Annotated in this window: 15 protein-coding genes; 14 read left to right on the top strand and 1 reads right to left on the bottom strand. The window is 73.4% G+C overall.

Annotated features, from left to right (window positions below; genetic code table 11):
• Window positions 1-167 precede the first annotated feature (167 nt).
• From IG88_RS0118050 to IG88_RS0118025, 6 genes are all read left to right on the top strand, one after another.
• Entirely contained in the window at window positions 168-1,472 is a 1,305-nt protein-coding gene (locus IG88_RS0118050) for a TadA family conjugal transfer-associated ATPase (RefSeq protein ID WP_078861526.1), read from the top strand.
• A complete protein-coding gene (locus tag IG88_RS0118045) occupies window positions 1,456-2,409 on the top strand; it encodes a type II secretion system F family protein (protein ID WP_031041815.1) in 954 nt (317 codons plus the stop codon). The genes IG88_RS0118050 and IG88_RS0118045 overlap by 17 nt, the downstream gene beginning before the upstream one ends.
• Window positions 2,406-3,203 carry a type II secretion system F family protein gene (locus tag IG88_RS0118040; RefSeq protein WP_031041812.1) on the top strand — a complete coding sequence of 266 codons (798 nt, stop codon included), beginning with the start codon at window positions 2,406-2,408 and terminating at the stop codon, window positions 3,201-3,203. The genes IG88_RS0118045 and IG88_RS0118040 overlap by 4 nt, the downstream gene beginning before the upstream one ends.
• A gap of 118 nt (window positions 3,204-3,321) precedes the next feature.
• A complete protein-coding gene (locus IG88_RS40650; RefSeq protein WP_031041810.1) occupies window positions 3,322-3,549 on the top strand; it encodes a DUF4244 domain-containing protein in 228 nt (75 codons plus the stop codon).
• A 235-nt stretch (window positions 3,550-3,784) separates the two neighbouring features.
• Complete coding sequence (locus tag IG88_RS0118030) at window positions 3,785-4,135, top strand: TadE family type IV pilus minor pilin (RefSeq protein ID WP_031041808.1); 351 nt, start codon at window positions 3,785-3,787, stop codon at window positions 4,133-4,135.
• 47 nt (window positions 4,136-4,182) lie between these two features.
• Entirely contained in the window at window positions 4,183-4,566 is a 384-nt protein-coding gene (locus tag IG88_RS0118025) for an Rv3654c family TadE-like protein (protein ID WP_031041806.1), read from the top strand.
• Here the strand turns inward: IG88_RS0118025 and IG88_RS0118020 are convergent.
• On the bottom strand, window positions 4,529-6,985 hold the full coding sequence (locus IG88_RS0118020) for a DEAD/DEAH box helicase (protein WP_037836116.1): 2,457 nt from the start codon (window positions 6,983-6,985) through the stop codon (window positions 4,529-4,531). The two genes, IG88_RS0118025 and IG88_RS0118020, sit on opposite strands and share 38 nt — an antisense overlap.
• Window positions 6,986-7,067: 82 nt before the next feature.
• Here IG88_RS0118020 and bldG point away from each other — a divergent pair, with 82 nt between their 5' ends.
• The 8 genes from bldG (at window position 7,068) to tmk (ending at window position 20,265) form a co-directional block, all read left to right on the top strand.
• The gene (gene bldG / locus IG88_RS0118015) at window positions 7,068-7,409 is read left to right on the top strand and encodes an anti-sigma factor antagonist BldG (protein ID WP_003975386.1); all 342 of its coding nucleotides are present in this window, start codon (window positions 7,068-7,070) and stop codon (window positions 7,407-7,409) included.
• A 103-nt stretch (window positions 7,410-7,512) separates the two neighbouring features.
• Window positions 7,513-7,944 (top strand): ATP-binding protein, encoded by a 432-nt coding sequence (locus IG88_RS0118010; RefSeq protein ID WP_031041802.1) that lies wholly within the window; start codon window positions 7,513-7,515, stop codon window positions 7,942-7,944.
• A gap of 311 nt (window positions 7,945-8,255) precedes the next feature.
• The gene (locus IG88_RS0118005) at window positions 8,256-10,676 is read left to right on the top strand and encodes a sodium-translocating pyrophosphatase (protein WP_031041801.1); all 2,421 of its coding nucleotides are present in this window, start codon (window positions 8,256-8,258) and stop codon (window positions 10,674-10,676) included.
• Between the two features lie 224 nt (window positions 10,677-10,900).
• A complete protein-coding gene (locus IG88_RS0118000; protein WP_031041797.1) occupies window positions 10,901-11,491 on the top strand; it encodes a hypothetical protein in 591 nt (196 codons plus the stop codon).
• Between the two features lie 61 nt (window positions 11,492-11,552).
• Window positions 11,553-13,070, top strand: coding sequence for a DUF7059 domain-containing protein (locus IG88_RS0117995; protein ID WP_031041794.1), 1,518 nt, complete (start codon window positions 11,553-11,555; stop codon window positions 13,068-13,070).
• Between the two features lie 347 nt (window positions 13,071-13,417).
• Complete coding sequence (locus tag IG88_RS0117990) at window positions 13,418-13,615, top strand: hypothetical protein (RefSeq protein WP_031041792.1); 198 nt, start codon at window positions 13,418-13,420, stop codon at window positions 13,613-13,615.
• A gap of 269 nt (window positions 13,616-13,884) precedes the next feature.
• Complete coding sequence (gene topA, locus IG88_RS0117985; RefSeq protein ID WP_031041790.1) at window positions 13,885-16,758, top strand: type I DNA topoisomerase; 2,874 nt, start codon at window positions 13,885-13,887, stop codon at window positions 16,756-16,758.
• A gap of 162 nt (window positions 16,759-16,920) precedes the next feature.
• Window positions 16,921-20,265: a dTMP kinase gene (gene tmk / locus IG88_RS0117980; RefSeq protein WP_031041787.1), complete on the top strand. Its 3,345-nt coding sequence runs from the start codon at window positions 16,921-16,923 to the stop codon at window positions 20,263-20,265.
• The last annotated feature ends 18 nt before the right edge of the window (window positions 20,266-20,283 follow it).

Genomic DNA, 20,283 nt, shown 5'->3' with positions numbered 1-20,283 from the left:
TACCGGGCTGGGCTTCCCGGCAGCCCCGGGGAGTGCCGGCGGGCGGGGCTGTGCAGCGCGTCCCCGGGGTGTCGGCGGGACCGGCGTCCGCTCGAATTCCGGGGACGGCCTCCGGACGGGTGAGGGGGCCGGGGCGAGTTTCCGTGCCGCCCGCGGCGGCTACGACCATGTCGCGGAGCGGTCCGGGCGCCGCGCCGGGTGTGTTCGCCGCGCCCGGGATGCTCGACGGGGTGCGGCGCCGGCTCGCCGAGAGCGGTGCGGAGCCGACACCCGCGCGTGTGGCGCAGGCCCTGCGGGAGCAGGGGAGGGTCCTCGGGGATGCCGAGATCCTCGGTGCCGCCGAACAGCTCAGGTCGGAACTCGTCGGCAGCGGGCCCCTCGAGCCGCTGCTCGCCGATCCGTCGGTGACGGACGTGCTGGTGTCCGCCCCGGACCGGGTGTGGGTGGACCGCGGCGGTGGGCTGGAGCTGACTCCGGTCGCCTTCCCGGACGCGGCCGCGGTACGGCGGCTCGCGCAGCGCCTCGCCACCGTCGCCGGGCGCCGGCTCGACGACGCCCGGCCCTGGGTGGACGCCAGGCTGCCCGACGGCACCCGGCTGCACGCGGTTCTGCCGCCCGTTGCCGTCGACTGCACCTGCCTCTCGCTGCGGGTGGTGCGGCCGCGCGCCTTCACGCTCGACGAGTTGGCGACGGCGGGCACCGTGCCGCCCGGCGGCGACCGCGTGCTGCGCGCCCTGGTGCGGGCCCGGCTGTCCTTCCTCGTCAGCGGGGGAACGGGCAGCGGCAAGACGACGCTGCTCAGCGCCCTGCTCGGGCTCGTCGGACCGGACGAGCGCATCGTGCTGGCCGAGGACTCGGCGGAGCTGCGGCCCGACCATGCGCACGTCGTCCGGCTGGAGACCCGGCCGGCCAATCAGGAGGGTGCGGGCCTGGTCACCCTGGAGGACCTGGTCCGGCAGGCACTGCGCATGCGCCCGGACCGGCTGGTCGTGGGCGAGGTGCGCGGACCCGAAGTGGCCCATCTGCTCGCTGCGCTGAACACGGGGCACAGCGGGTGCGGGACCGTGCACGCCAACGCCGCCGCCGACGTCCCGGCCCGGCTGGAGGCGCTCGGCACGGCCGCGGGACTGGACCGCGCGGCCCTGCACAGCCAACTGGCGGCGGCCCTCTCGGTCGTCCTCCACCTGGTCCGTGACCGTGCGGGCCGCCGTCGGATCGCCGAGGTGCACGTGCTGGAACGGGACCCGACCGGGCTGGTGCGGACGGTACCGGCGCTGCGCTGGGGAGCGGAGTCCTTCGTGGCCGAACGCGGCTGGCAGCGGCTGCGGGAGCTGCTGCGCGGTGCGGGGCTGGGGAACAGCCGGCCGTCGGGCAGGAGGCGCCGGGACGACGAGCGTGACGCAGGCGGACATGACGGAGGCGGACATGACGCAGGCGGACATGACGGGAGCGGGCATGACCGGGACGGGTGAGGTGTCGACGGGTGTGGCACTGGTCTGCCTGGGAGCGGCCGCGTGGCTGGCCGGCGGGTGGCACTCCGGGGTACGGCGGGCGCGACTGGTGCTCGCCGAGGGCCGGGTCGGCCGAGTGGATGGAACTGGCGGGGCCGGTGGGGTCGGTGAGGCCGGTGGGGTCGGCGGAGTGGGCGACACCGGGCCGCCGTCCCCGGCGCGGTGGGTGACCGACGGAGTGCGGCGTGTCCGCGGCCGGCTGAGCCCCGAGTGGGCATCACTGGCCGCCGGGCTGGTGCTGGCGCTCCTGGGTGACTCGGTGCTGCCGGTCGTCGCCGGGGCGGCCGGAGTGCCGGTGCTGCGGCGGGTGCGCCTGGCCGGCCGGGCGCGGCGGGCCAGGGAGCGCAGACAGGACGCGGTGATCGCGCTCTGCGGAACGCTCGCCGGGGAAGTGCGGTCGGGGAGGCAACCGGGCGAGGCGCTGCTGTACGCGGTGCACGATCCCGCGGTGCACGACTCCGGCGGGCTCGGCGACGCGCAGGCGGCGGTGCTGGCGGCGGCGCGGTTCGGCGGGGACGTCCCCGGGGCGCTCGCGGCGGCTGCCGGGCAGCCCGGTGCCGAGGGGTTGCGGGGGCTGGCGGCCTGCTGGCGGGTCGCGGTCGACCAGGGCGCGGGGCTCGCCGCCGGTCTCGACCGGCTGGAGGCCGCGCTGCGCGCGGACCGGGACCAGCGCAGCGACCTGCGGGCCCAGTTGGCGGGCGCTCGGGCCACGGCCGTGATGCTCGCCGGTCTCCCGGTCCTCGGCCTGTTGCTCGGCGTTGCCCTCGGGTCCGATCCCCTGCGCGTGCTGCTGCACACCGGAGCCGGACTGGGCTGCCTGCTGGCCGGCGGCGTGCTGGAGAGCCTGGGCGTCTGGTGGGTGACGCGGATCGTGCGCGGAGCGGAGGCTGCGTCGTGAACGGCGGCCTCGTCCCCGGGGCGGGGGCAGTGCTGGGGACGGCACTGGCCGTCGGCTGGCTGGTGCGGGGCCTCGCAGCCGTGCGACGGGAACGGGCGCTGCGCAGACGGGCCACCGGCCTGCTGGCGCCCGAACCGGGTCACCGAGCCGCGAGGCACACCGAGCTGCTGGGCGCAGTCCGCCCCTGGTTGCCCCTGGCCGGCACGGTGGGCGCGGGCTGGGCCCTGGTCGGTGGTGTGGAAGGGCTTGTCGTGGGGGTGGTGGGCGCCGGAGCACTGTGGCGTTGGAGCGTCCGTCGCTCGGCCGCCGGAGCCCCGGCGCGGGAGGCCGCCGCCGCGGCTGCCGCCCGTCAACTGCCCTTGGCGGCGGACCTGCTGGCGGCCTGCATCGCGGCGGGCGCCGGACCGGTCACGGCCGCACGGGCGGTCGGCGAGGCGCTGGGAGGTCCGGTCGGAGACGCGCTGGGGCGCGGTGCCGCGGAGGTGCGTCTGGGTGGTGAACCGGAGGGCGCCTGGCGGGGACTGGCCGCCGTCCCGGGAGCGTCACCCCTCGCGCGGCTGCTGGAGCGGGCCGAGGTGTCCGGCCTGCCCGCGGCGGCCCCGGCCGCACGGCTGGCCGCCCAGGCCCGCGCCGACTGGGCCCGCACCACCACGGCTCGGGCCCGCCGAGCCGCCGTCATGGTGACCGCGCCGGTGGGGCTCTGTTTTCTCCCGGCGTTCATCGCGGTGGGCGTGCTGCCGGTGGTCATCGGGCTGGCGGGAGGGGTGCTGGGGCACGGGGGCGGCGGTGGTTGACGGGTCAGGACGTACCGGTGTCGGGGCCGGCACATGGACGTCCGGAAGACACGCGCCGGACGAGCAGGTGAGCAGAAGAGCAAGTGGGCAGAAGAAACGAGCCTCATGGGGGTTTGCGATGTATCAGGTAGTACGGGCACGTCTGAGTTCCTTGGTCCGAGGGTTGGGAACGGCGCTCGGGCGGCGGGCCGCGCGACGGGACGCGGGCATGGTCACGTCCGAGTACGCGATGGGAATCGTGGCGGCGGTGGCCTTCGCCGTGGTCCTCTACAAGGTCGTGACGAGCGGCGCGGTCAGCGCGGAGCTCCAGGGCATCGTGAAGCGGGCACTCGATGCGCGGATGTGAGCGGGGAAGGCCGACGGAGGCGCGAGTACGGGACACCCGCGGGCGGAGTGGGCCCGGCGGGCCGCGCGGCGAGACCGAGGGCGTCCCGCCCGGCGAACGGCGCAGCAGGGCGCACGGCAGGCCGGTCGACGGGTCGCACGGCAGGCCGGACGGCGGGTCGGGCTGTGGGCCGGTCAACGGGTCGGGCTGTGGGCCGGACGGCGGGAAGCCGGGCAGCGGACCGGACGGCGGCTTCGTGACGGCGGAGACGGCCGTGGTGCTCCCCGTGCTGGTGGTGTTCGCGATGGCACTGGTGTGGGGGCTGCTCGTGCTGGCCGCTCAGATCCAGTGCGTGGACGCGGCCCGCACGGGTGCCCGCGCGGCGGCCCGGCAGGACCCGGTCGACGCGGTCATGGAGGTCGCCCGCGAGGCGGCACCCCGTGGGGCCCGGATCACGGTCAGCCGGGAGGCGGGTCTGGTCCGGGTGGTCGTGGTGGCCGCCCCACCGGTACTGCACGGGCTGCCCTTCGAGGTACGCGAGGAGGCCGTGGCTTCCGCGGAGGAGACGGTGGCACCGGCACCGGCACCGGCGGGGGCGCAGTCGTGAGGCGTAACGCAGCCGCAGCCGGGGGCAACGTCACGAGGAGAAACGCCGTGACGCGCGACGCCGTGAGGACCGCGCCCGACCGGGGCTCGGCGACCGTGTGGAGCGTTGCCGCCATTGCCGTCCTGTGTCTGGTGTTCGGCGTCGTGCTCGCCCTGGGGCAGGCCGTCGTGGCCCGGCATCGAGCGGCCGGCGGTGCCGACCTGGCGGCGCTCGCGGCGGCGGACCACTGGGCCGAGGGCGGCACGGCGGCGTGCGACAGGGCGGACCGGATCGCGCGGGCCCAGGGGACGCGGCTGGTGCGGTGCGCGCTCACCGGGCAGGTCTCGGACGTGACGGCGGCGTCGGGCAGAGGGCCGTTCGCGGCGGAGATCCGGGCCAGGGCGGGCCCGGCCGCTACTCCGCCTCCGCCGCCCCCCGGAGCAGCACCGTGAGGAGCCGCACCGCTCCCCGCTTGTGCAGCGGATCGTTGCCGTTGCCGCACTTGGGGGACTGGATGCAGGACGGGCACCCGGCGTCGCACTCGCAGGAGGCGATGGCCTCCCGGGTGGCCGCCAGCCAGTCGCGGGCCGTGTGGAAGGCGCGCTCGGCGAACCCCGCGCCGCCGGGGTGGCCGTCGTACACGAAGACCGTGGGCAGCAGTGTGTCCGGGTGCAGCGGGACCGACACGCCGCCGATGTCCCAGCGGTCGCAGGTCGCGAACAGGGGCAGCATGCCGATCGAGGCGTGTTCGGCGGCGTGCAGCGCCCCGCCGAGGATCTCCGGGTTGATCCGGGCCGCGTCCAGTTGGTCCTCGGTGACCGTCCACCACACCGCGCGCGTGCGCAGCGTCCGGGGAGGCAGGTCGAGCTTGGTCTCGCCCAGGACCTCGCCGGTGATCAGGCGGCGGCGCAGGAAGGAGACCACTTGGTTGGTGACCTCGACGGAGCCGTAGCACAGCCGCCCCTCGCCCCAGGGGACCTCGATGTCGGTCTCCAGGACCGAGATCGCCGTCGTGTCCCGGGCCACCGTCGAGTAGGCGGGCGTGGCCTGCTCGACCAGCGCGACACCGTCCTCCAGGTCCAGGGAGCGCACGAGGTAGGTACGCCCCTGGTGGAGGTGGACGGCGCCCTCGTGGACGGTCGTGTGGGCGGCACCGGCGTCCACCGTGCCCAGCAGCCGCCCCGTACCGGCCTCGACGACCTGGACGGGGCGTCCGCCCTCGCCGCGGATGTCCGTGAGGTCGGCGGCCCGCTCACGGCGCGTCCAGTGCCAGGCCCGGGTCCGCCGGCGCAGCAGCTTCGCGGCCTCGAGCTGGGGCAGCAGTTCCTCGCAGGCGGGGCCGAAGAGCTTCAGGTCCTCCTCGGTCAGCGGCAGTTCGGCCGCCGCCGCGCACAGGTGGGGGGCGAGGACGTACGGGTTGTCGGGGTCGAGGACCGTGGACTCCACCGGCTGGTCGAACAGCGCCTCCGGATGGTGGACGAGGAAGGTGTCCAGCGGGTCGTCACGGGCGACCAGTACGGCCAGCGCCCCCTGTCCGGAGCGGCCCGCCCGGCCCGCCTGCTGCCACAGCGAGGCCCGGGTGCCCGGGTAGCCGGCGATCACCACGGCGTCCAGGCCGGAGATGTCGAGGCCGAGCTCCAGGGCGTTCGTCGCGGCGAGGCCGAGGAGGTCGCCGGAGTGCAGGGCGCGTTCCAGGGCGCGGCGCTCCTCGGGGAGGTAACCGCCGCGGTACGCCGCGACACGCCGGACCAGTGAGCGGTCGACCTCGGCCAGGCGTTCCTGGGCGATCACCGAGATCAGTTCCGCGCCACGCCGGGAGCGTACGAAGGTGATCGAACGCATGCCCTGCACGGTGAGGTCGGTGAGCAGGTCGGCGGCCTCGGCGGTGGCCGTGCGGCGGACCGGTGCGCCCTTCTCGCCCTCCAGCTCGGTCAGCGGCGGCTCCCACAGGGCGAACACCAGTTCCCCGCGCGGTGAGGCGTCGTCGGCGACCTCGACCACCGGCAGTCCGGTGAGCCGGCACGCCGCCACCGCGGGCTCGGCGGCGGTGGCGGAGGCGAGCAGGAACACGGGCGACGCGCCGTAGCGGGCGCAGAGTCTGCGCAGTCTGCGCAGGACCTGGGCGACGTGGGAGCCGAAGACGCCGCGGTAGGTGTGGCACTCGTCGATGACGACGTACTTCAGCGCCTTCAGGAAGGAGGACCAGCGGGGGTGGGAGGGCAGGATGCCGCGGTGCAGCATGTCCGGGTTGGTGAGGACGTACGTGCCGTACTGCCGGATCCACTCGCGTTCCTCGAACGGCGTGTCGCCGTCGTAGACCGCCGTTCGGACGGATGTGCCCAGGGGTTGTGAAAGTTCCTTCACGGACCGGCACTGGTCGGCCGCCAGCGCCTTGGTGGGGGCCAGGTAGAGGGCGGTGGCGCCGCGGCCGTTCGGGGCCTCGGAGCCGTCCACGAGGGCCGACAGGACCGGCACCAGATAGGCCAGGGACTTGCCGGACGCGGTGCCCGTGGCGACGACCACCGAATCGCCGTCGAGGGCGTGCTCGGCCACGCGTGCCTGGTGGGCCCAGGGGTGTTCGATGCCCGCGGTCCGCACCGCGGCGAGGACCTCCGGCCGAATCCGGTCCGGCCAGACGGCATGACGGCCCGCACGCGGGGGCAGGTGCTCCGTATGAGTGATGCGCGCAGCCCGGCTCGGTCCCGAGGCGAGCCGGTCCAGGAGCATGCCCGGTTCCGGCCGGGAGCCGGGCTCCGCCGGGGATCGATCGGGTCGGTGATTCTTGGCCATCGGCACCGAGTCTGTCACTGGCGTGACGGACAATGGGACCAAGGCGTCGTGCACGCCTGCCGGTAAGTGATTGAATGCCATCGCGGCTGGCGAACCGTCCTGGGGGCTTCAAGCCGAGGTGTCCCGAGGGACGACCGCTCGATAGCAAGGTGCTGGAGGATCCGTGGACCTGTCCCTGTCGACCCGTACCGTCGGCGATCGTACGGTCGTCGAGGTCGGTGGCGAAATTGACGTATACACCGCGCCCAAGCTGCGTGAGCAGTTGGTCGAGCTCGTGAACGACGGGAGTTTCCATCTCGTCGTCGACATGGAGGGCGTGGACTTCCTCGACTCCACAGGGCTCGGCGTGCTGGTCGGTGGACTGAAGCGGGTGCGTGCCCATGAGGGCTCGCTGCGGCTGGTCTGCAACCAGGAGCGCATTCTCAAGATCTTCCGTATCACCGGCCTCACCAAGGTGTTCCCCATTCACACCTCGGTCGAGGAAGCGGTGGCGGCCACCGACTGACGACCGGTCCCGGGCCCCTGGGGTCCGGGACGGCAAGTAGAACGAGGGGGCCCGGGCTCGGCGCCCGGACCCTCGAAAGCACGCCCGTAGTCGAGGGGGATGCATGGCCACCGTCGAACTCCGCTTCAGCGCGCTGCCCGAGCACGTCCGCACCGCCCGTCTGGTGGCGGCCGCGGTGGCGCGCAGGGCCGGAGTGGACGAGGCCGTCCTCGACGAGGTCAGGCTCGCCGTCGGCGAGGCGTGTACCCGGGCTGTGGGCCTGCATCAGCACGTCGGCATCACGGCGCCGGTGAAGGTGTCGCTGATCGAGGAGGAGAAGCAGTTCTCCATCGAGGTCGGCGACGAGGCGCCGCACGCGGTCCCCGGGGTGAAGGCCCCGGGGGGCGCCGTCGACGAGCTGGAGGCCGAGGAGGACGAGATGGGCCTCGCGGTCATCAGCGGACTCGTCGACGACGTGGAGGTCTCGGCGGGCGAGGACGGCGGGCTCATCCGGATGACCTGGCCCACCGCGCCGGCGGTGCTGCCGCCGATCTGATCGTCCGCGTCGTTCCCGTGTCACCCGGAGGGCCCCACTCGGTGGGGCCCTTTGTCATGTGCGGCCATACATTGGTGCCGTGCGGGCGTCAAGAGAATACATTCACGATCAATCACGCGGCCCGCGTGCGGGGAATTGATCAAACAAACGGGGCGCGAAATTAATGCCGGAAGGGCATTACTACTTCCAGTGTTTCCGGCTCCCCTGTGGTTGACAGGCCAATTCCTTTTGTCGTGCACTGTTTTGATCGGGTTCCGGTACCTACAATCCCGTCCACATCTTGAGCTCAGCCCAAGCGTCAAGGAGGACGAATGGCGGAGCTTTCCACCCCTCAGCAGTTGGGCCCCCACGCGTTGGGCGATCCCTCCCCCCTGGCGGCCGCCGTGCTCACGGACGGGAACCGCGTCCTGGTCGCCGTCATCGCGGTGGTCGCGCTGGCCGCGCTGGTGCTCGCGGGTGTCCTGGTGCGCCAGGTGCTCGCGGCGGGCGAGGGAACCGACAGCATGAAGAAGATCGCGGCGGCCGTCCAGGAAGGCGCGAAGGCATACCTGGCCCGGCAGTTGCGCACACTCGGCGTATTCGCCGTCGTCGTGTTCTTCCTGCTCATGCTGCTGCCCGCGGGCGACTGGAATCAACGTGCCGGACGTTCGATCTTCTTTCTGATCGGCGCTGCTTTCTCTGCGGCCACCGGCTATATCGGCATGTGGCTGGCCGTGCGCAGCAATGTGCGCGTCGCCGCCGCGGCGCGGGAAGCGACACCGGCGCCCGGCGAACCGGAAAAGGACCTCACTCTCGTCGCGCACAAGGCGACGAAGATCGCGTTTCGCACGGGCGGCGTCGTCGGGATGTTCACGGTGGGGCTCGGCCTGCTGGGCGCCTGCTGCGTGGTGCTGGTGTACGCGGCCGACGCGCCGAAGGTCCTGGAGGGCTTCGGTCTCGGTGCGGCGCTGATCGCGATGTTCATGCGGGTCGGCGGCGGCATCTTCACCAAGGCCGCCGACGTCGGCGCCGACCTGGTCGGCAAGGTCGAGCAGGGCATCCCGGAGGACGATCCGCGCAATGCCGCCACCATCGCCGACAACGTGGGCGACAACGTCGGCGACTGCGCGGGCATGGCCGCCGACCTCTTCGAGTCCTACGCCGTCACCCTGGTGGCCGCGCTGATCCTCGGCAAGGTGGCCTTCGGCGACTCCGGGCTGGCCTTCCCGCTCCTGGTCCCGGCGATCGGTGTGCTCACGGCGATGATCGGCATCTTCGCGGTGGCACCCCGGCGCTCCGACCGCAGCGGCATGAGCGCGATCAACCGGGGCTTCTTCGTCTCCGCGGTGATCTCGCTGGTGCTGGTGGCGGTCGCCGTGTTCGTCTACCTGCCCGGCAGCTACGCCGGCCTGGACGGCGTCACCGACGCCGCGATCGCGGGCAAGAGCGGCGACCCGCGGGTCCTCGCACTGGTCGCGGTGGCGATCGGCATCGTGCTCGCCGCCCTGATCCAGCAGCTCACCGGCTACTTCACCGAGACCACCCGGCGCCCCGTCAAGGACATCGGCAAGACCTCGCTCACCGGTCCCGCCACCGTCGTCCTCGCCGGAATCTCGCTCGGCCTCGAATCGGCCGTCTACACCGCGCTGCTGATCGGCCTCGGCGTCTACGGGGCCTTCCTGCTCGGCGGTACGTCGATCATGCTGGCGCTGTTCGCGGTGGCGCTGGCCGGCACCGGACTGCTCACCACGGTTGGCGTCATCGTGGCCATGGACACCTTCGGGCCGGTCTCCGACAACGCGCAGGGCATCGCCGAGATGTCCGGCGACGTCGAGGGCGCCGGCGCGCAGGTCCTCACCGACCTGGACGCCGTGGGCAACACCACCAAGGCCATCACCAAGGGCATCGCCATCGCCACCGCCGTACTCGCCGCCGCGGCCCTCTTCGGGTCGTACCGCGATGCCATCACCACCGGTGCGGCGGACGTCGGCGAGAAGCTCAGCGGTGCGGGCGCGCCGATGAACCTGATGATGGACATCTCCCAGCCCAACAACCTCGTCGGGCTCATCGCGGGCGCGGCGGTCGTCTTCCTCTTCTCGGGGCTGGCGATCAACGCGGTGTCCCGGTCGGCGGGCGCCGTGGTCTTCGAGGTGCGGCGGCAGTTCCGGGAACGGCCCGGGATCATGGACCACACCGAGAAGCCCGAGTACGGCAAGGTCGTCGACATCTGCACCAGGGACGCCCTGCGGGAACTCGCCACGCCCGGACTGCTCGCCGTGATGGCGCCCATCTTCATCGGATTCACCCTCGGGGTGGGCGCGCTCGGCGCGTTCCTGGCGGGCGCGATCGGCGCGGGCACGCTGATGGCGGTGTTCCTCGCCAACTCCGGCGGTTCCTGGGACAACGCCAAGAAACTCGTCGAGGATGGCCACCACGGCGGCAAGGGCAGCGAGGCGCACGCCGCGACCGTCATCGGCGACACGGTCGGCGACCCCTTCAAGGACACCGCCGGACCGGCCATCAACCCGCTGCTGAAGGTCATGAACCTGGTGGCGCTGCTCATCGCTCCCGCGGTCATCAAGTTCTCCTACGGCGCCGACAAGAGCGTCGGCGTACGGGTGCTGATCGCGGTCGTCGCGTTCGTCGTCATCGCGGTGGCGGTCTACGTGTCGAAGCGGCGCGGAATCGCCATGGGCGACGAGGACGACACCGGTGCGCGGCCCAAGTCGGCGGGTCCGGCGGCGGTTTCGTAGGAGGCCGCCCCGGGGTCGTCGTAGGGCACGGTCACGGGCGGGGGCAAAGGGCGGGCGGAAGGCGCGTGTTGACGTGCCGGCCGCCCGTTTCGCGCGCGTGCGCCCCGCATGCGTGAGCCTTCTCTCCCTTTCTGTCTTGGTGCAAATGGCTTCAACCCCGTCATAACGGATGTTCGTCCGGTGGATGTCCCCCATCCGGCGTGTATGTTCCGGGGCCGAGAGCCATGGAAGGGACCGATCCGGTGAACAAGAAGCTCGCGGTCGCACTGTCCGGCGGTGCGGTACTGGTACTGGCGCTGACGGGATGCGGCGGCAGCGACGACAACGAGAAGCTGGACTCCTGGGCCAAGGAGGTCTGCGAGGGCGTGCAGCCGCAGGCCAAGAAGATCGAGGCGGCCAACGCGGCGATCCAGAAGGAGACCTCGGACAGCAGCACGCCGGCCGAGGTCCAGAAGACCGACGCGAAGGCGTTCCAGGACATGTCCGACGCCTACAAGGCGATGGGCGCCACCGTGCAGAAGGCCGGCCCCCCGGACGTCGAGGACGGCGAGAAGAAGCAGAAGGACGCGGTCACCGAGCTGAACGGCCTCTCCTCCTCGTACGCCTCCCTGCGCAAGCAGGTGGAGGAGCTGAACACCAAGGACCAGGCCAAGTTCGCCGACGGCCTCAAGGACATCGCCACCGAGCTGAACAAGCTCAGCAAGAGCGGCAGCGACGCGCTGAAGACGCTGGAGGAGGGCGACGTCGGCAAGGCGATGGCCAAGCAGCCGAGCTGCAAGTCGGCTTCGGCGGCGCCGTCCGCCGCCCAGGGCTGACCGGGACGGCGTCCGCGCGGGACACGGGGCGGGGCGGGGGCCGCCGGGCCACAATGGGGGTGTGAGTAACGCCAGCCTGTCCCCCCTGCCCTCCGCCGACCGCCCCGACGTCACCGCCCGGCTGCGGGACGCCCTGCTCGGGGCGTCCTTCACCGCCGACGGACTGCTGGAGCTGCTCGGCGCCCCCGCCTACGCGGCGCTGTCCCGCAGCGAGACCGTGCCCGCGCTCCGGGCCACCCGCGGCGACACGCCGCTCGAACTGCTCGTCCGGCTGTTCCTGCTGCAGCAGCCCGTCCCCCGCGCGCGCGTGGCGGACGTACTGGCCGTCGAGGACTGCCTGGAGAGCGGATGGCTCGAGCGCGCCGGCGACGACGAGGTGGCCGCCACCGTGGACGTACGGCCCTACGGCGGGCCCGGTGACGAGGACTGGTTCATCGTCTCGGACCTGGGCTGCGCGGTCGGCGGAGCGGGCGGCATCGGCAACCACGCCGAGGGCGTCGTCCTCGGCGTCGGCGGCGCCTCCACGACCCTGGCGGGCCTCACCGTCCGCACGCCCGTCTCCGCCGCCCTCGACCTCGGCACCGGCTCCGGCATCCAGGCGCTGCACGCCGCCGCGCACGCCACGCGCGTGACCGCCACCGACGTCAACCCGCGCGCGCTGCACATCACCGCGCTCACCCTCGCCCTGTCCGGGGCCCCGGCCGCCGACCTGCGCGAGGGCTCCCTGTACGAACCGGTCGCCGACGACGAGACGTACGACCTCGTCGTCTCCAACCCGCCGTTCGTGATCTCACCGGGCGCCCGGCTCACCTACCGCGACGGCGGGATGGGCGGGGACGATCTGTGCCGCTCGCTCGTTCAGCAGACGGGGGAGCGCCTGAACGAGGGCGGGTTCGCGCACTTCCTCGCCAACTGGCAGCACGTGGAGGGGGAGGAGTGGACGGACCGGCTGCGCTCCTGGGTGCCGCGCGGCTGCGACGCCTGGATCGTGCAGCGCGAGGTGCAGGACGTCACCCAGTACGCCGAGTTGTGGCTGCGGGACGCGGGCGACCACCGCGGTGACCCGGCCGACTACCAGGCGCGGTACGACGCGTGGCTGGACGAGTTCGAGGCCCGCAAGGTCAAGGCCGTCGGCTTCGGCTGGATCACGCTGCGCCGGACCGGGGCCGCCGAGCCCTCGGTCGTCGCCGAGGAGTGGCCGCACCCGGTCGAGCAGCCGCTCGGCGAGACCGTGCGCGCCCACTTCGACCGCGTCGACTACCTGCGCGCCCACGACGACGCGGCGCTCCTGGAGGCCCGTTTCACGCTGGCCGGCGAGGTGGTCCAGGAACAGGTGGGGCTGCCCGGAGCCGAGGACCCGGAGCACGTCGTCCTGCGCCAGAACCGCGGCATGCGCCGGGCCACCCGGGTCGACACGGTCGGCGCCGGGTTCGCGGGCGTCTGCGACGGCACGATGAGCGCCGGCCGCATCCTGGACGCCATCGCCCAACTGGTCGGCGAGGACCCGGTGGCCCTGCGCGACCGCACGCCCGCGCAGATCCGCCTCCTGGTGGAGCAGGGCTTCCTCGAACCGGCGTAGCGCGGCCCGCCCCCGGGCGTGGGTGCGAGCCCCCATTTCCGTGCCGGCGGCCTTCTCTCAGGCGGTCTTCTCTCAGGCGGTCTTCTCGTAGGCGGTCTTCTCTCCGGAGGCCGCCTGACGAGGCCGCCTGACGAGGCCGTCCGACGAGGCCGTCCGGCGCGCCCGGCCCACCGGTGTACGGGGGGAGCGGGGTAGCGGGTTGGCAGGCACGGCCACGACACCCCCGGCACCCCGGCCGCCGCCTCGTCGGCTCCCCGTTCACCTCGGGTTCGCCTGCCCGCCGTCCGTGCGTGACAGCCTCCCGGAGGCTGCACAGGCGCGGGCTGGAGAAAAGGGGAACGGGGACCATGGAGAGCGGGCCGGCGATCTTCGCGGGATTGGTGTTCGCCCTGTTCGGGGCCGGTCTGCTGGTGTGGACCACGGCACGGGTGCGGCACGGCCGGCCCGTCGCGCTCGGTGTGAGCCCCGTCGCATCGGCGACCGTCGCGAGCGTCGCCGCGGTGCTCGCGCTCGGCCTCGGTGCATGGTTCCTGACACGGGTGTGAGACGCCGGTCGCCGGTCCCGGCCGGGACGCCCACCCGGTAACCGGGGGGTCGCGCTCCGGATACCCGGGTCGGAGCAGGTGAGCACTCCGGGCGGCAGGAACAGGGTTCGTCGGGTTACCGTTCGAGTGGCCGTTGCGGGCTTTTCCCGTTTGACACGGGGGCGGGAGGTACCGTCACACTCCGCAGCGTCACGATCGAAACACAGAACGACCCGACCCCGGGACCACGCCCTGGGGAGGCCCAGCGTCGACCGGAGAGAAGAGCGAAGTTGTCCCCGACCAGCGAGACCGCGAAGGGCGGCCGCCGACTCGTCATCGTCGAGTCGCCTGCCAAGGCGAAGACGATCAAGGGCTATCTCGGCCCTGGCTACGTCGTCGAGGCGAGCGTCGGGCACATTCGCGACCTTCCCAGCGGCGCGGCGGAGGTGCCGGAGAAGTACACCGGTGAGGTCCGTCGCCTCGGTGTGGACGTCGAACACGACTTCCAGCCCGTCTACGTGGTCAACGCGGACAAGAAGTCCCAGGTCAAGAAGCTCAAGGACCTGCTGAAGGAGTCCGACGAGCTCTTCCTCGCCACCGATGAGGACCGCGAGGGAGAGGCCATCGCCTGGCACCTCCAGGAAGTCCTCAAGCCGAAGATCCCGGTCAAGCGCATGGTGTTCCACGAGATCACCAAGGACGCGATCCGCGCCGCCGTCGCCAACCCGCGCGAGCTGAACCAGAAGCTCGTCGACGCCCAGGAGACCCGCCGCATCCTCGACCGTCTCTACGGCTACGAGGTCTCGCCGGTCCTGTGGAAGAAGGTCATGCCGCGCCTGTCGGCCGGCCGCGTCCAGTCCGTCGCCACCCGGCTCGTGGTCGAGCGGGAGCGCGAGCGCATCGCGTTCCGCTCCGCCGAGTACTGGGACCTCACCGGCACTTTCGCGACCGGCCGCGCGGGAGACGCCTCCGACCCGTCCTCGCTGGTCGCCCGCCTCCAGACGGTCGACGGCCGGCGTGTCGCGCAGGGCCGCGACTTCGACTCCCTGGGGCAGCTCAAGAGCGCGAACACCCTCCACCTCGACGAGGCGAACGCCCGAGCGCTCGCCGCCGCGCTGGAGCACACCCGCTTCGCCGTCCGCTCCGTCGAGTCCAAGCCGTACCGCCGCTCGCCGTACGCCCCGTTCCGTACGACGACGCTGCAGCAGGAAGCTTCGAGGAAGCTCGGCTTCGGCGCGAAGGCGACCATGCAGATCGCCCAGAAGCTGTACGAGAACGGCTACATCACCTACATGCGTACGGACTCCACGACCCTGAGCGACACGGCGGTCTCCGCCGCCCGCGCCCAGGTGACGCAGCTGTACGGCGCCGACTACCTGCCGCCGCAGCCGCGCACGTACGCCGGCAAGGTCAAGAACGCGCAGGAGGCGCACGAGGCGATCCGCCCCTCCGGCGACCGCTTCCGCACGCCCGCCGAGACCGGCCTGACCGGCGACCAGTTCAAGCTGTACGAGCTGATCTGGAAGCGGACCGTCGCCTCCCAGATGAAGGACGCGACCGGCAACAGCGTCACCGTGAAGATCGGCGGCGCCGCCTCCGACGGCCGGGACGTCGAGTTCAGCGCCTCCGGCAAGACCATCACCTTCCACGGCTTCCTCAAGGCCTACGTCGAGGGTGCCGACGACCCCAACGCCGAGCTGGACGACCGCGAGCGCCGCCTGCCGCAGGTCGCCGAGGGCGACGCGCTGACGGCCGAGGAGATCACGGTCGACGGCCACGCCACCAAGCCCCCGGCGCGCTACACCGAGGCGTCGCTGGTCAAGGAGCTGGAAGAGCGCGAGATCGGCCGCCCGTCGACGTACGCGTCGATCATCGGCACCATCCTGGACCGCGGCTACGTCTTCAAGAAGGGCACGGCACTCGTCCCGTCCTTCCTCTCCTTCGCCGTGGTCAACCTCCTGGAGAAGCACTTCGGGCGGCTCGTCGACTACGACTTCACCGCCAAGATGGAGGACGACCTCGACGCCATCGCCCGCGGCGAGGCCCAGTCCGTGCCGTGGCTGCGCCGCTTCTACTTCGGCGCGGGCGACGGCGCCGGCGGCGGCGCCGCGGCCGACGCGGGCAACGGCGACGGCGACCACCTCGGCGGCCTCAAGGAACTCGTGACCGACCTCGGCGCGATCGACGCCCGCGAGGTCTCGTCCTTCCCCGTCGGCAACGACATCAAGCTCCGCGTAGGCCGCTACGGCCCCTACGTCGAGCGCGGCGAGAAGGACTCCGAGAACCACCAGCGCGCCGACGTCCCCGAGGACCTGGCCCCGGACGAGCTGTCCGTGGAGCTGGCCGAGGAACTGCTCGCCAAGCCGAGCGGCGACTTCGAGCTGGGCACCGACCCGGCCACCGGCCACACCATCGTCGCCAAGGACGGCCGCTACGGCCCGTACGTCACCGAGGTGCTCCCCGAGGGCACCCCGAAGACCGGCAAGAACGCCGTGAAGCCGCGCACCGCCTCGCTCTTCAAGTCGATGAGCCTGGACACGGTGACCCTCGACGACGCCCTCAGGCTCATGTCGCTGCCGCGCGTCGTCGGCACCGACGCGGAGGGCGTCGAGATCACCGCGCAGAACGGCCGCTACGGCCCGTACCTGAAGAAGGGCACGGACTCGCGGTCCCTCCAGACCGAGGAGCAGCTCTTCGACATCACGCTGGAGGAGGCGCTGGCGATCTACGCCCAGCCCAAGCAGCGTGGCCGGGCCGCGGCCAAGCCGCCGCTGAAGGAGCTGGGCACCGACCCGGTCAGCGAGAAGCCCGTCGTGGTCAAGGACGGCCGCTTCGGCCCGTACGTCACCGACGGCGAGACCAACGCGACCCTGCGCTCGGGCGACAGCGTCGAGGAGATCACGCCCGAGCGGGGCTACGAACTGCTGGCCGAGAAGCGCGCCAAGGGTCCCGCCAAGAAGACGGCGAAGAAGACCACGAAGAAGACGGCCACGAAGAAGACGGCCGCGAAGAAGGCCCCGGCCAAGAAGGCGACGGCGGCCAAGAAGACGGCCGCCGCGAAGACGACGGCGGCCAAGAAGACCGCCGCCCGGAGCACGGCGAAGAAGACGACCGCCAAGACGGCCGCCAAGAAGGCGCCCGCGTCGAAGACGACGGAGGACTGAGTCCCGCTCGGAAGGCGCCGGTGCCCCCGCCCTCTGCGTCACACGCTCTTCTCGTCACACGCTCTTCGCAAAACGAACGCCCCGGCATCAATTCGGTGTCGGGGCGTCCGTACGTTCGGCCGGGCACGCCGGACTGTCGGCGGCGACCGATAGGCTGAACGCATGACGCGAGCCGAGCAGCCAACGGCCTCTCCCCCCGCCCCGGACGACGCCCTGGTCGCGGACTCCCGCGAGCGCGCCGTCCGCGCCCTGCTGCGCCGTCCGCAGTTGAGGCGGTTGTGGAGCGCACAGCTCGTGGGGGGTGTCGGCGACATCCTCGCCCTCCTGGTGCTGGTCCTCCTCGTCGTGCAGGCCGCGATCGGCGCGGGCTCCTTCGGCGGGGGCTACCGGGGCGTGGCGTTCGCAGTGGCGACCGTTTTCGGCGTCCGCATCCTGGCGACGCTGCTCTTCGGCGCCGTCCTGCTCGGGCCCCTCACGTCACTCACCTCGCAGGACGGCCCGCTCGACCGGCGCTGGACCCTGGTCGGCGCCGACGGGCTGCGGGCCGCGCTGCTGATCGTCGCACCGCTGTGGATCGACTGGACCCCGGACAACGCGCCCGCCGTCCTCCTGGTGACCGTCTTCCTCACCGGGGTCGCCGAGCGCTTCTGGACGGTGTGCCGGGAGAGCGCGGCCCCCGCGCTGCTGCCCGCCCCGCCGCTGGAGGGCGCGACGGTACGGCCGCTGCCGGACCACATGGACGCGCTGCGCCGCCTGTCGCTGCGCACGAGCTTCGTCGCCGTCCCGCTCGCGGCGGTCGCCCTGGTCGTCGCGGGGCTCCTGAACAACCTGCTGGGGGCGGGGGTCGACTGGTTCGCCGAGCACCAGGCGGCACTCGGCTCGTACGTGGCGGCCGGACTGTTCGCCGCCTCCCTGTCCGTCGTGAGCTTCCTGGAGCTGCCCGCGGTGCGCACCCCGCGCGCGCGGTCGCCGCTGGAGGGCATGCGCCGTCCCAAGAGCGGCGGCGGCAACAGCGGCGGCGTCGACAAGGGCCGTACCGGCGTGCTCCCGCTGCTGGTCTTCGCCTGCGCCGCGGTCGCCGCGGTGGTGGCCGCCGCGGTCGCCGTGGCGGTGCTGCACGCCAAGGACCTGGGCGGCGGCCCGGTGCTGTACGGCCTGGCCGTGGGCGCGCTGACCGGTGGCGTCGTCGTCGGCATCCGCACCGCCCCCGCCCTGCTGCCGTCCCTGTCCCGCCGACGGCTGCTCGCCCTGGCGATCGCCTTCGCCGGGGTCGCGCTGCTGGCCGCCGGGCTCGTCCCGGACGACACCACCGTGCTGCTGCTCCTCGCGCTGGCCGGGGTCGGCGCGGGCGTGGCCGCGAACACCGGGCACGCGCTGCTCGACCAGGAGACCGAGGACCACCGCCGGGGCCGGATCACCGAGCACCTGCACGCGGTCGTCCGGGTCGGCGTCGCGCTGGGCGCGGTCGTCGGGCCCGTGCTGGCCGCGGCGATCGGACCGCACCGGCTGGAGAACGGCAAGTTCGTCTTCGCCCACGGCGGCGCCGCGTTCGTCCTGATGCTGCTGGGCGCCCTGCTGCTGCCGCTGGCCGCGCTGGTGCTGGCCAAGGTCGACGACCGCTCGGGCGTCCCGCTGCGACACGACCTGCGGGACGCGCTGCTCGGCGGCGACGACCCGGTGCCGACGCCCGCGGCGAACGGTTTCTTCATCGCCCTGGAGGGCGGTGACGGCGCCGGCAAGTCCACCCAGGCCGAGGCGCTCGCCGAGTGGATCCGCGGCAAGGGCCACGAGGTCGTGCTCACCCGCGAGCCCGGCGCCACCCCGGTCGGCAAGCGGCTGCGCTCCATCCTGCTGGACGTCTCCAGCGCCGGACTGTCGCACCGCGCGGAGGCGCTGCTGTACGCCGCCGACCGCGCGGAGCACGTCGACACCGTGGTCCGGCCCGCCCTGGAGCGCGGCGCCGTGGTCATCTCCGACCGCTACATCGACTCCTCGGTCGCCTACCAGGGCGCCGGCCGCGACCTGTCGCCGACCGAGATCGCCCGCATCAACCGCTGGGCCACCAACGGGCTCGTACCGCACCTGACCGTCCTGCTGGACGTCTCCCCGGAGACCGCGCGCGAGCGGTTCACCGAGGCGCCGGACCGGCTCGAGTCGGAGCCCGCCGAGTTCCACGCGCGCGTGCGCTCCGGTTTCCTCACCCTGGCCGCCGCCGACCCCGGGCGCTACCTGGTGGTGGACGCCGGCCAGGAGCCCGAGGCCGTCACCACCGTCGTGCGCCACCGGCTCGACCAGGTGCTGCCGCTGTCCGAGGCCGAGATCAAGGCCCAGGAGGAGGCGCGCCGCAAGGCCGAGGAGGAGGCCCGGCGCAAGGCCGAGGAAGAGGCCGCGCGCAAGGCCGAGGAGGAGCGTCTGGAGCGCGAGCGCCTCGAGGAGGAGGCGCGGGTGCGCGCCGAGGAGGAGGAGCGCAAGCGCCGCGAGCTGGAGGAGGCGCAGCGGCGCGAGGCGGAGCGGCAGGCCGAGGAGGCCAGGCAGCGGGCCGAGGAAGCGCGCCGCAAGGCCGAGGAGGAGCGGGCCCGGCTCCTGGCGGAGGAGAAGGCGCGCGCCGAGGAGGAGGCGCGGCTGCGGGCCGAGGAGGAACGGCGCCGCAAGCAGGCCGAGGAGGAGGAGCGGCTGCGCGCCGAGGCCGAGGCCCGGCGCCTGGAGAAGCAGCGCAAGGCCGAGGAGGCACTGCTGCGCGCCGAGGCGGCACGCCGGGCGGCGGAGGAGGCGGCGGCCGCGGCCGCGGCCGGTCCGAAGCCGGTCGCCCCCGCGGCGGCGGACGCGCCCCGCCCGAAGCCGGCGGCCTCGTCCCCCTCCGACGCGGTGACCGTGCCGACCCCGGTCGTGACCCCGGCCGATGCCCCGGGCGGTCCGGGGGAGGACACGGCGGTACTGCGGCCGGTGCGGGACACGCCGGACCAGGACCGGGCGGAGGAGGCCGGGGACGGCGCCCGGCGCGGGCGGGACGGCGGTGACGACCACGGCCTGGCGTCCGGCGGGTCGGCCGAGTCCGAGTCCGAGGTGACGACCGAGCTGCCCAAGCCGTCGTTCCCGACCGGCGCGGCCGACGAGACGGCGGTGCTGCCCGCGGTGCAGCCGCGCGAGGCGGACGAGACCGCGGTCCTGCCGCCCGTGCCGCCGCCGGGGCCCGCCGAGGAGACCGCCGTACTGCCGCCCGTGCGCGGCGCCGACCCCGCCGACCGGGTGCCGCCGGGCTACTTCCGCGAGGAGGAACCCGCCGGGGAGGCCCAGGACCGCACGCGCGAGCTGCCCCAGGTCGACCCCGACCAGGCACCGCCCCGCAGGCGCCGCTCCGACTGGGCCGAGGAGACCCCGCTGGACGATCTGCCGACGCTGGCGGACGAACTCCTCGGGCCGCACGACGAGCACGAGGGCGGCCCGGACGACGACGGCCGCGGCGGTCAGGGCGGCCGCAGGGGCGGCAGGGGCCGGGGACGGCGCTGAGCACCTGAGGACCGGGGC

Origin of the sequence: Streptomyces sp. NRRL F-5650, assembly GCF_000721365.1 — a bacterium.
GTDB lineage: Bacteria > Actinomycetota > Actinomycetes > Streptomycetales > Streptomycetaceae > Streptomyces > Streptomyces ardesiacus.
This window is presented reverse-complemented; position numbering and strand designations above follow the sequence as displayed.

Coding starts and splice junctions, on each gene's coding strand:
- tmk (WP_031041787.1), top strand. CDS start 16,921: ATGACGCGAGCCGAGCAGCCAACGGCCTCTCCCCCCGCCCCGGACGAC.
- IG88_RS40650 (WP_031041810.1), top strand. CDS start 3,322: ATGTATCAGGTAGTACGGGCACGTCTGAGTTCCTTGGTCCGAGGGTTG.
- IG88_RS0118000 (WP_031041797.1), top strand. CDS start 10,901: ATGGAAGGGACCGATCCGGTGAACAAGAAGCTCGCGGTCGCACTGTCC.
- IG88_RS0117990 (WP_031041792.1), top strand. CDS start 13,418: ATGGAGAGCGGGCCGGCGATCTTCGCGGGATTGGTGTTCGCCCTGTTC.
- IG88_RS0118050 (WP_078861526.1), top strand. CDS start 168: ATGTCGCGGAGCGGTCCGGGCGCCGCGCCGGGTGTGTTCGCCGCGCCC.
- IG88_RS0118020 (WP_037836116.1), bottom strand. CDS start 6,985: ATGGCATTCAATCACTTACCGGCAGGCGTGCACGACGCCTTGGTCCCA.
- IG88_RS0118005 (WP_031041801.1), top strand. CDS start 8,256: ATGGCGGAGCTTTCCACCCCTCAGCAGTTGGGCCCCCACGCGTTGGGC.
- IG88_RS0118010 (WP_031041802.1), top strand. CDS start 7,513: ATGGCCACCGTCGAACTCCGCTTCAGCGCGCTGCCCGAGCACGTCCGC.
- IG88_RS0118045 (WP_031041815.1), top strand. CDS start 1,456: ATGACCGGGACGGGTGAGGTGTCGACGGGTGTGGCACTGGTCTGCCTG.